Genomic DNA, 12,466 nt, shown 5'->3' on the forward strand with positions numbered 1-12,466 from the left:
GTGCGGAGACATTCCCTGCCGCATCGGTAGCGGTCACCGTCACCGTTTCACCGTTGGTCAGCGCCACCGGCAGATTAACGCTGTACACGCCAAACGTATCCGCCGTAGCGCTCAGGGTGGAACTGTCCGGCAATGTGACCGTCACCGTACTGCCCGGCTCCGCCGTACCGCTTACCGTCAGCCCGTCGGCGCTGACCGCCGCCTCCGGCGCATCCGGCGCGGTGGTGTCCGGGGCGCTGAGATCCGGGGCAGTCGCCGTGACCGGCGCGGAGGTATTGCCCGCCCCGTCCGTGGCGGTCACCGTCAGTTGCTCCCCGGCGGTTAACGCGTCCGGCAGGGTGAGGCTCCAGGTGCCGTCTTCCGCCGCCGTCGTGGTCTGCGTACTGTTGTCCGGCAGCGTGACCGTAAGGGTGCTGCCCGCCTCGGCGGTGCCGCTGACCGTGGCCCCGTCGTCGCTGATATAAGCCTCCGGCGCATCCGGCGCGGTGGTGTCCTGCGCCGTCACGGTGGCTGCGGCAGAAGGATTCCCCGCCGCATCGGTGGCGATGGCAGTGATGGCCTCGCCATTGGTCAACGCCGGTGACAGCGGCACGCTAAAGCTGCCGTCCTCACCCACGGTTACGCTGCCCAATTCATTCCCGGCGGCATCGGTGATCGTCACCGTACTGCCCGCTTCGGCACTGCCGCTGACCGACGCGCCGTCTTCCGCCACCAGCAGATCGGCAGGAGAAGGCGGTGCGGTAACATCCGGCGCAGTCACGGTCACAGCAGTGGAGGTATTCCCCGCAGGATCAGTCGCCACCACCGCCACTGCCTCACCGTTGGTCAGCGAATCATCAAGGTCGACGCGCCAGGAGCCATCTACGCTGGCTACAGTTTCGGTGGTCGAACCATCCGGCAGCGTCACGGTAACCGTGCTGCCCGGCTCTGCTTGACCACTAATGGTGGTGCCATCTTCACTGATATTTACTGTCGGTATCTCGGGTGCCTGGGTGTCTTGCTCATCATTGTTATTGTTGCTGCTATTGCTGTTACTGTTAGCAGCCATAGCAGCCACGCCCGCCACACCGGCGATCCCGGCCAGAATGTACGGCAGTGAAGTACTGCCAGCGAATCCTGCCCCTTCCGCCCCGGCCATAATCTCATCAATACTGAAAATAGATTCAAATTGAGGTTGAGTTGCAGGATCTTTCACCCACCAGAGCGCACCATCTTCACTTTCCAGCACCAATTCGCTGGCACCTTGTTTTCCGGTAATATAAAAGTTTTTCAGCACCACTTTTTCACCAGAGTGCGATGCTACGATCAAATCATTGCCAGAGCGAGTCATGGCGGCAATGTCTTGCCGACTAGCCTGCAATTTCACAATGGAAGGAGAAGACAAATTCAATTCCCCGGAAGTGGCATTAACCACAGAGGTAATACCACTTTCTTTCGTGGTAATAGAGAAATCATTCATTTAGCATTCACTCCCAACTGAAGTATTGAAAAATACTTAGTATTGAAAAAGGATAACTGAATTCATAACTGATATATTCCTGGCAAAAAGAGTCCTCACAGTGAATTAATTTTTAATACAAAAACCAATTCAACATGAAAATATCTCATACGAAATCATCCTGGAAGAAAAAAGCATCCTGGTTAATGAAATATTTCTTTTTTAGAAAAGATAAATATGTATTAAACGGTAGGTAGCCGTGTGCCGCTGAGTTGTCTTCCTTCTATATATTCGGGCAACTCTCATCTTTATTATATTTTCTAGACAATTCATGGAAATTATCATCTATAAAAAATGCAGACTGTCTATTTTTTTTAGCACAAGCAAGACGAGATGCAAGGTGGAACCCTAAAAAATTTTACTTAAGGTCACGTCAAAAAACGTCGCCGCGACTAAATTTTGTTTCGATATCAACCTAAAACGGGCGTCAAGGCTCAGAGGAAGCGCCAACATAATTAGTATAATTTTTGAAGTTAAAAAGGAACATGAATGGGAGGCTATTCGCTGAAGACTGAGTCAGAAAAACAGAAAAACAGAAAAATCTTGGTGGATAAAACGCTCATCCAACGAATTGAACATGAAAATCTCAATTTATTGGCATACTTTAAACGATGACCAGGGGAAAAACCGGTTTTTCAGGTCATTCGACATACATGAAAAAGCGACAGGTGATTATATTGAGAGAAACTACTACAACAACATCTCAGTCATAACCAAGTTAATGACAGTGTGCTAATAATAAAAGATCATTATACAGACCAGAATTTTAGTAGGCGCGATATTAAATTTTCATCCGTTCCTGAAATTGTTCCCACCTTCAGGTAGCGACCCTGAGATACGCGTTTTCCCCTGCCAGCGAGCTGTATTTGAGAGTACGAAGCTCTGGCCCTGAATATTAAGTCAGAACCAGATGCTTGCCTCGTTGACCTCTCTCCTCCAGCAAAAATCCGGCATCAGCCATGTCTGTAAACACGCCAGATCGAACTGCACCTGCATAGCCAGACGACATTCGCTGGTCAGGAGCAGGTGCATGACAACATGACTATCCTACAAGGCTACCTTCTCTTTGCCACGCTCGGCTGTTACGGCGGTATGAACCGCCTCGCTGAAGCGCTGATCTCCCTCGGCTGCAGCACCGATTGCCTTATCCAACTGCGCGGCGAAAGCCTGCATTGCCTGCTGCTCGCCAAGCAAACTCGCACGCATGTGTTGTTGCATGGCATCGATGTTCTGGAGCTGTTGCGCCACCTCCTCGTGACTCAGGCTGCCGCTTTCAGAATACGCTAACAGCGCTTTCCGTTTGGCGGCCAGTTCATCGATATGCCCGGAAACCTCGTTCAGTTCGTTTTCGCTCTCCATACAAGCCTCTGCCCCTTTGCCGGCCAGAATCTCTATGGCCTGGCCGAGTGAACGCCGACTTTGTTCGATAACGTCCAAATGTTTCCATTTCGGGTTGCTCTGCTGTCCCTCCTGTTTTTCGGCAACCACATGTGACGAACCTCCGTTTTGGCGCATGGCTTCAACTGCATTGTTCAATATCTGGCGGTTGTTCTTAAGAGACTCGACCGCTTTTTGCATAGTCCATGATCCAGATGCATTGATTTCGGTATTGCTTCCCGGCAGTGCCGGAATATTGTCAAGCAGTCTTTCGATATGTGCGCTCGCCCGTTCATGAACTTTCTGGAACGAAGAGATGGCGTCCGCCTCGCGGTTGCGTAACGATTGCATACGCTGGATTTTATCCCCAATCCGCTGCTGTGGTTCGTGCGGTTCGGGTTCAACCAGTCTGGCCTGTGTCGCCGTCCCTTTTCGCGGCGACGCAGGGCCGTATGGCACCTCCCCGGCGCTGGTCCTCTGACCAAGCGCCTGGATGCCGGACTGCTGTAGTGTTCGCAGCGGCATCTGCAAGGCCCGGCTACCGGCCTCCAGCACCTCGACGCCTTGTAAGTCGTCATAAAGACCGTAACGGAACTGAATCTCTGCTTCAAACAGTTGGTGAGAAGCCGCTCCTGTGGATGTAACAGTCAGCAATGGTAATCCCAAACGGGTGGTCACCGGGTTTTCGTCGGTATTGTGTACGGCGATTGCCGCCAACCGATACAAGTCAGGCGTAGTCCTGATTTTATCAAGGACAGTACGCCAATCCAGGCTGTTCTGCGGTTCAGGCAATCCAAGCGAGCGAGCCGCAGTCTGATGTTCCCGTGCCATCAGCGCATCGTTGATAGCGAACCTTGCCTGTGGCCGCATCTCGAAGACATAACGCACCTGATTGACATTGGGAATGCTCTGGAAGCTACGCATAACCTGATCAAGACCAGGAACTTTCCGGCGCAAATCGCCGAGGTCATTCAGTTTGCTGCCAAGCCCCAGGTGGCCGATCGCATGGAATACCACCGTCTCCAGCGATTCACGCCCGAACAAGTTGAACTCCACGCGTGCGCCGGGGATCACCCTGGCTCTGTGCTGTAAAGCGCTCTGATCCTGCTGACGTAACTGATGCAGCATTTCCACCGCAGACGAGCGATCTATTTCAGAAGCAGCCGACCACACGTTGTTCCCGGCGGAGCGCATCTCCCTGGCGGCCAGACCACGCTGGAATCTCAATGCTGCGCCCTCCATCGCGCCGCCGGACTCTATAGCACGCGCCACTGGGCTTTGGATGCGATCGAGCAGGCGTTCGATCGTGTTGATACGATCGCCGGGGGTGGCCGGATAATCCAGTGATCCGAACTCCTCGATATTTTTGGGAAACACGCTGCTCAGGCGCTGATGCATTTGATCCCACTCCTGAGCCGTGATCGGCTTGGCGGCTTCAGTATCAAAGGTACGTTTGTAGCTGGCCGTCGACAGGAACGGCCCGCGACGGGTGTCGTCCACCACGGCGTCAGTCGGCAATTGCACATCGCTGGAAGCAACGCGGATGCCGGCCAGTTGCAGGTTGCCACTGTTGGTGGAGGTATTGATCAACTGCGCGGGTTTATTGCCGAGCGCCGAAGACAACGTCCCCCCCAGATTCAAGGCGGAATTAACCTCAAGGTTGAAGTCGGTACGCCCCTGGAATTCCAGGCCGATGATTTCGCGCCAGGCATGATCCAGATGCAGTTCCATTTGCCCCCAGTGAGCGCCAGCTTGTGCCGCTCCACTCGCCCCAAGCGAACCCGACGTGGTGCTGCGCCGGTTGCTGGCGCCGGCTGCGGCAAGATTGGCCGGATCAGCAGACGGCTTCTGTGAACCATAAAGCTGACTGAGGCTAAACGGCGACGCGCTTACGTTCACCGCTGCCGACGCGCTCAGGTTAGTCTCGAAAAGATCCAGGCCGATGGAGCCGCCGTTCACGCCGGTACGAAGAACCTGAGTGGGATCGGGACTGTGAACATCGAATAACAGGCGTACAAAATCGGGGATCGAGGACGGCGCGATGATCGCCGCCGCACCCCGGCCATGTTGATAGGTTCCAGACATTGTCAGAGAGCCTGATCCCCCCCAGCTTGCCGTCATGGAACGGCCAGGGCGTGTGTCGTAGGTGTGCAGACCGGTGCCGGAACCCGGCTTGAAGTCGATGCCTACCCCTGCTGTCGTGGATGAGCTGGCTTTTGCATGGCGAACAAAAAAGGCCACCAGTCCCGCATCACCCTCCTTGCCATCACCGATTCGCTCCACACCGAGTACGTGGTGATCCTCACCGGTAACGCCGACACTGAATGCATTGAGTTGTGTCCAGGCGGACGAACCCAGTGAGCCACGCAGCTCGAGCCCACGCGTTTGCGTGGAGAAAAAGGTACTGCGGTTGAAGAGATCAAACAGCAGCTCAGACATGCGTGAGGCCATCTCGTCTGGCTTGGCGTCATGCTCTAATCCCAGGTTCTTGAGTAATTGTGTCCGGCGTGCGGAACCGGGTAGCGTTATCTGTTCGCGGAAAGCCGTCACGACACCATCGAAGGCCTCCAATTGATGCCAGGATGTCATCCCCAACTTACACAATGCCGACAACCTGGAGTCTTGCTGGCGCCGTTCAGCCTGATCCAGCGCCTCACTGCTTGCGCTGCGCAACAGCGCATCATACTCAACCAATCCGGCGACCAATCCGGCGGTTTTCAGGCCATAACGGACACCTGCGTTGGCATTGTCGACATGCCCGTCATCGGCTGGCAGGCGGACGCCTGCACGCTTCATTTTCTCGCTGACCTCAGATAAAACCGTCAACAATTCAGCTTCACGTTCACCAAGACGCTCTGGATGGTAAGCTGCGGCGCCAGCCAATGCTCGCAGGCTTTTACTCAAATCTGGCAGCACGTCTTCCGTTTTGGACAGGCCGACGTGTGAGAGCGTATTGTCCAATTTCGATCGTTGCCGCCGCCACTGTTCAGCCAGCCGGAAGGTCGGCGTGGAGGAGGTTGAGATAGGGTCATCATTATTCTCGCCAAACCCCAAATCTCCCATAATCAAGCCTTCGTGAAAGCCAATCTTGCGCAGGTCGCGCAGCAACGCTTCCAGTTTCTCCTCGCGCAACGTCAGTAAGCGGTCTCCTTGTTCCGGCGACAACCCGAACCTTTCGTGATCACCAGGCCCCATGGTTGAGGCAATGCGAACTTCGGCCAGTGTCGGTAGATTGCTAAAAAGCACTTTAGCCGCGTCGTATGCCTGCCTGGCCTCATCATGAAAACAGGCAAGACGCCTTTCCTGCGCTGTCGGCGGCAGCGGAATGCCCAGCTTTTGCGTGACCGTCCGGAACGTTCCTACCGCCACCTTACCCAGAACATCTCGCGCTAACGCGCCCGCCTGAGCGCGCGTTGTATCGGCGACGGCCCGTATGTTTGAAGTTGGCGTCAAGGGATCGTTCGCCGTCGTACCCAGCAATGTTGTGGACACTAGTGCGTCGTGATGCGGCGTACTTATACGGCTGGGCTGTTGCCGGTTGACTCTGGCATTCGTCCCGGAGGGGATGTCTGCCGATGCGGGTTCGCCATCCGCTGGCGTAGGCGCCACGCGCGCCGGTAAACGACGGCTATCGGATGCGGTCATCGACGGTAGTAGCGTATGCCAGTGGCTTCCCAGCCGTAACTGTATCTGCCCGGTTCTGGTGGTGCGCAGATCCGTGGGCTGAGTTGAACCGGGCAACACGATTGGCACCGGCTCCCAAACCCCTTCACGACTAAGGCGTTGTAACTGCGGCAATTCGTTTCTGGGCTTATGCAGTACATGTAACTGGTCATCCAGCCCGATCGCTATCGCCATGGGGCGTGTCAAATGAGGAAGTTTATGCGGTTCTTCGCCCCCCCCTGCCGCAATCAATCGCCCCGATTCAGTCAGCGCGACGCTTTGGCGATTATTATGGACAGCCAGTGCCTGCACGGGTTCATTGAAACGGGTGAGCGGCTGAATGCGCAGTTCTACCGTGTCCGGCACGATCGCCAGCGGCCCCCCCGACGGATGACGCGGCGCGACGTCGTCGGCTGGCAACCAGGAAGTACGCCCCTCCAGTTTCAGTTCGACCAATTGCTGTGAATCGCCCAGATAGGCGAAAGTGGGACGCCGATCGATGAAACCCGACGGATTGGCATGAAGTGAGGTTACGCCAGTCAGCGGCTCGCCCCCCGGAAGTTTTAATCGTTCCCAGGGCTGTGTGGGATCGGCTTGATAATGCAAAACACCATCAATGTGCCCCAGTTGCGCATGTCCGTCGATCTGGATGCGCGATTGTACCGCCGTCTCAGAAGGGGTATGCAGACCTTCCGTATGAATCAGCAACAAAGGGCGATCCAGCAGATACGCAGACTGGAATCGCGCCTCGCCCTCTGCTCTTTGCAAACTCATACGTCGCCCAGTGCGATCCTCCAACATCAGATGGACGGTGTTGTCTTTAGACAGTCCCATTGAGGTAACAGCCCAGCCGTCGCCCTGTTCCTGGCCGGAGAACAACGTCAGCCGCAGGGCTTCAACCGCCCCGTCGCCTTTCAGGTTGGCTTGATAAACGCGTCCTTTGTCGTCGAGGATAAGCGCGGTATTGGTATGCGGCAACGGTAGCAGATCGACGGGCCGGGCAGGACTCTGTTCAATTCCCTGACTGTCGACCATTGATCTCCAGAGTTCAATGGGGCGAACAGCGCCGTCAGCGATAATTGCCCCATCATGGAGCAACTGCGCCTTGCCGTCGGCGCTGACGCGCACAGCCGCACCTTTCGGGAGCGGATCGGTTTCCACAGGAACGACAGTCGTACCGCTGGCTCGCCAGAGATGTTCGCCATTATGGAGGTAGACTGCGCCATCGGCCTGTCGCCCGATCATGCGCACAACCGTGTGCGAACCGGCGTCAGGCAACGTTAGAGGAGTCCAGCGATCTTCCCTGTCAGCCGTATGAACAACACCGCCGCGTTCCAGATATGCCTGGCCATCGGCCGTCTGCCAGATGCCGGTCAACAGTCCAATCGGCGGTTCACCGAGCCGGGCTGCTATCCGATCGGCGGTCAGTTCCCCTCCGGCGCCTTGTTCAACGGACGGATGCACCGTCAACGCCGCTAATAACATGCCAGGCACATTCGTAAAAAAGGCTTCGTTGCGCGGTGCGCGAGGCTCGGTGGGTACCGCAGCGTAGCGCAGGAGTTTTCCGCCATTATCGAGGCTGGACTCGCTCAGAACGGGGGGGCGTTTCGCCAGACATGCGTTAATAACCCCTGCCACATCTGTATTGTTGCGGATACTTACACGCCTTCCATCTCGAGACAAGCAGGTTTGTAATTGCAGCGCCTGAGCATTCGCGCTCAGAGCGCCTCTGCCGCGAGTACAAACATTCTCTACGGCTCGAAATGAAAGGGGGCGTAATTCCAGTCCCCGATCATAGTCCGCGCCAGCCCCAACGGGCGAAGGAGAGAAAAATTGCACGGGAGATGGAAATTGTGAAGAAGAAGGCGTTGACTCGTTTGAATCCAGGTCTTGGGGCGCGTTCGGGGTGGTTCCGGATGAAGAAATTTTGAACATAGGACACCTTATATCTTCGTTAGGAAATATTTCAGCAAGCTAAATGTCTGCTGGCTATACGGAAAAAATTACATGTCAGACTTGGGCGCTAATCCGTAACGAGCAGATTTACCTTGTTCTGCAACGTGATCCTGTTGCTTGATATAATAGTGTTCAATCAGAGTGGCAGGTTCCTGGGCTTTGTATAATAAAATTACAATATTGGACTTCTTAGAAAAATAAACTTATTTTTACTCAGAGTTCAATTTTATCTGCTGTTTAAAGCAAAAGTGTTACCATAAGTAACCGATGGTTATATTGTAGAAATATCCAACTTCTGGGTACAGTTCACAAGCCAACGCACATGCAACTTGAAGTATGACGAGTATGATACCTTCCCAACACCGGAATCTTCTTACCAGCCATTGACTGCCACGGACATCTTTACGCGCAACAAAGCCTGACCTGGAGACAGCTCTGATAATAAATATCCGTCAGAATTTTTATATTAAAAATAATTAGGAATTAAATAATATACAATAGAGATAAATTAAATAGGTGATTATTAGAGTTGATAAATTAAGTTAGATATACCATCCCTGGAAACGGGTGCAATTAAAAATAAAATATCAGAACACAGCCAACCCTCACGAAGACCTTGCGGCACAATACATCCCCTAACTTAATCGGATCGGCAGATGAGCGCCTTAAAGCATTTTCTTATGTTTATCATTTCTTCAAAGACCTACTACACTTTCAACTGGAGATAAAAAATATTTAGATCATGCTAATTATCAACACTCAATTCCACCATATTAAATGGCCGTAATCATTTGTATTTTATGGGAGAAATTTTATGAACAAAGAAACACAGCAGACGGTTATAAAAGCATTAGTCGATAGTTTAAAAGAAGCAGGCGTTGAAGCTGCTTTTGGCGTCTCAGGTGGATTTATTGTTCCTTTGTGGGAAGCACTGACAGAATCACCACTCAAGCTTATCCATTGCAGACATGAAAGCGGTGCCGCTTTTTCAGCCTCAGAGTACAGTTTATATAACAATGTCCCCGCCGTCGCTTTTGCCACTTCCGGGCCAGGGATTACCAATGCTTTGACAGGATTGCGTGCGGCAAAGCTGGATGGCGCAAGAGTGATATTCATTTCAGCAACCACCATTGAGGAACACAATGGTAAATGGGGATTGCAGCAAACCACCCATCAAGACATCAACAACCTCTCAGGCGATGGTGTCAGCGGTTTTTTTGATAGTATTGTCTTTGTTGACAGACAAGAAAAATTAATGGAAGCAATAACCGCCATAAATAACACAACAACATCTTATGGCCATGTGTTGGGCATTTTTATACCTACAAATATTCAAAAAGAAGTTTTAAAAGAAAATAATAGAATAAATCTAGCACGCATAGCACCCGCTTCAACGCCTTACCAAAAGGATAATAACGCTGAAAATCAGCAACAGAAAATAGCGGATGCGCTTGCGGTCGGAGGCGCTATTCTCTGGAGTGGATTTGGTTGCCGTCATGCGGCGGAAATATTAACTCGCCTTGCTGTTGAAACAAATACACTGGTAATGTCTACACCGAGGGGAAAAGGGATTTTCCCTGAGAATCATGCGCTTTATATCGGCAGCACTGGATTAGGCTCCGATGGCACAAAAATCCGAAATACGCTAAATAACCCATCATTGAAGACGATTATTATATTGGGTTCGAAACTGGGAGAATTTAGCTCTTCATATATTCAAAATCAGATGACCAATGTTGATGTTTATTATATTGGTCTGGGAAATGAGGATATCAAAAACAACCTTTCCGCCAACGCTGTTATTATTGATGCTGAAATATCTGATTTCCTGCACGGAGTATATGATAAACTAAAAAAAATCGCCGTTTATCATAATCCCCAGATACTCCGCCGAGAACAGGAACCTGAACAACAGGATCCAATACCGGTTAAGGATGGCGTCGTTCATCCACAGCAGGTAATGGCGATTATTCAAAAGGTAGCCATTGAACAACATGACTGTCTGATCGCCGCAGACGCAGGAAATACGTTTGTTTGGACCAACAGATATTTACATTTTCAAAAACCAAACCGCTACCGTGTTTGTACCGCGCTGGGCGCCATGGCCCATTATGCTTGCGGGATCGTGGGCCTGAGCGCGTCAGGAAAAACCACCCTTGGTATCATCGGTGATGGTTCCATGTTGATGAATAATGAAATCAGCACCGCTGTTCGTTATCAGTTACCGGCTATTTGGCTAATAATGAACGATGGCGCATACAACATGTGTCGGCAAGGATTGAGCCTGCTAGGTTGCCCACCGCTGGACTGTGTTATCCCCCAGGTCGATTTTTCGCTGTTTGCCACGGCATTGGGCGCGGATGGCGTCAGGGTCACACAGGCGGACGAGTTGGAAACCTCACTACGTGCAGCCATATTGAAAGGCGTTCCTGCTGTTATTGATGTGTTGATCGATAAAGATGCGCAGCCGCCATTGCTTGATCGGATCAATACAATTAAGTCCCTCTAGGAGTGAGATATTATGCTGAAGTTTCCTGGAATATTATCCGCCGCAGGCGTATTGCCTGAGAAACGGATTGATATCAAGCACCATGACGAATTAGCGACTGAGTTCAGCACTAACGTTTATCAGTTTGAGGCGGGTACGCGACATATCTGGCCCCTTGACGATAAACGGGATATTGATATTTTGCTCGATGAAAGCTTTCGGGATGCGATTGAATATGCCCGATTGTCTGTTGACGACATTGACTTTCTGATATTGAGCCAGTCATGGCCGAATGATATTTTGACGCTGGAATCCGGTCTGCTAGCAAATAGAGTGGGACTGAAGTGCCCCTCAATTGGCATCAATGTCGGTACGGGGGGAGGATGCACGGCAATGGAAATTGCCCGTTCCCTGATTTTGTCAGAACGTTATCAGCGAATTGCTATAGTGACCGGTTGTAATTATCGCCATTTCTTTCAGGAGAACGAACCGGCAAAGCAATTACTCAGCGATGGCGCCGCCAGTATGATTATCGGGCGGGGAAACGGGCCGGAAATCATCGCGTCTTATTCGGTATCCACTTCTGATTATCAGGCGCTGGAATATGTGGATGGTACGCAGGACAACAACATATCTTATATCAGGACGGCCCCAGGTTCAGGAGATTATATTCTTAACCATATGCCGAAAACGATTGTTGATTGTTGCACCGGCGTCTGCCGTTCCGCTGATTTGCAACTGTCGGATATTGACGCATTTTATATTTACGAACCTGTCCACTGGGTGCATCAAATAGCGGCGAAGGCGTTGCAAATAGACAGCAAAAAAATCTTTTCCACTTTCTCGCGCTACGGAAGCCTGGGAGCGGCATTAAACACGGTCGCTCTTATTGATATGGCAAAGCATTTTCATTTGCGCGACGGACAACTGGTGATAACCATGGGGTTTGGAGCGACATCAACCGCGACGGCCTGTTTGCTGCGATGGCATGACTTTCCTTGCCGAATAAGCCAAACAGAGCGATTACCCTGTTGAATCATAGACCTACAGACATCTGTGGACATCTATAGAACAAGAATTGGAGCGGGAAACGAGACCACTATGCAATCCGTACTTTTCTGATTAACTATGGATTGCACAGGGGATGGGCGTTATTTTTGACTTGTTTTAAAACGATGGCAAATCCTTGTATCTGCGATCAATATTAATAAGTACCTAACTTATTCAATCTCGACAGGCTGTCTCAATCTGCAAACATCAAGCCACCGAATAATAATAAAAATCCAGACAGATGATAATTATCATTTATAAAATAATAAGCCATATAATTATATGAAAGATGATAATTTAAAACTTTCATTAAATACTAATTAATTCACAATGATGATGAAAAAAAAATCTAAAACACAAGCCATTTAACATTTAACCATACTAATCAACCCCCTGTGAATAAATAATAAAACACAGTTGACAAACTTATAGAC

5 protein-coding genes are annotated in these 12,466 nt (G+C 51.3%); 2 read left to right on the plus strand and 3 right to left on the minus strand.

Annotated elements, in window-relative coordinates; genetic code table 11:
- The 3 genes from BIY29_RS18950 to BIY29_RS18955 form a co-directional block, all read right to left on the minus strand.
- Positions 1-1,459, minus strand: a 1,459-nt coding sequence (locus tag BIY29_RS18950; RefSeq protein WP_121576580.1) for an Ig-like domain-containing protein, incomplete at its 3' end; no start/stop codon positions are given.
- 939 nt (positions 1,460-2,398) lie between these two features.
- Positions 2,399-2,530 (minus strand): hypothetical protein, encoded by a 132-nt coding sequence (locus BIY29_RS20895; protein ID WP_276310302.1) that lies wholly within the window; start codon positions 2,528-2,530, stop codon positions 2,399-2,401.
- 15 nt (positions 2,531-2,545) lie between these two features.
- Complete coding sequence (locus tag BIY29_RS18955) at positions 2,546-8,176, minus strand: hypothetical protein (protein WP_205680380.1); 5,631 nt, start codon at positions 8,174-8,176, stop codon at positions 2,546-2,548.
- Between the two features lie 1,132 nt (positions 8,177-9,308).
- On the opposite strand from BIY29_RS18955, the gene BIY29_RS18960 reads away from it, so the two are divergent.
- Positions 9,309-11,003, plus strand: coding sequence for a thiamine pyrophosphate-binding protein (locus BIY29_RS18960; protein ID WP_121576581.1), 1,695 nt, complete (start codon positions 9,309-9,311; stop codon positions 11,001-11,003).
- A 12-nt stretch (positions 11,004-11,015) separates the two neighbouring features.
- On the plus strand, positions 11,016-12,017 hold the full coding sequence (locus BIY29_RS18965) for a 3-oxoacyl-ACP synthase III family protein (RefSeq protein WP_121576582.1): 1,002 nt from the start codon (positions 11,016-11,018) through the stop codon (positions 12,015-12,017).
- The last annotated feature ends 449 nt before the right edge of the window (positions 12,018-12,466 follow it).

This window comes from Brenneria alni, assembly GCF_003666245.1.
Taxonomy (GTDB): domain Bacteria; phylum Pseudomonadota; class Gammaproteobacteria; order Enterobacterales; family Enterobacteriaceae; genus Brenneria; species Brenneria alni.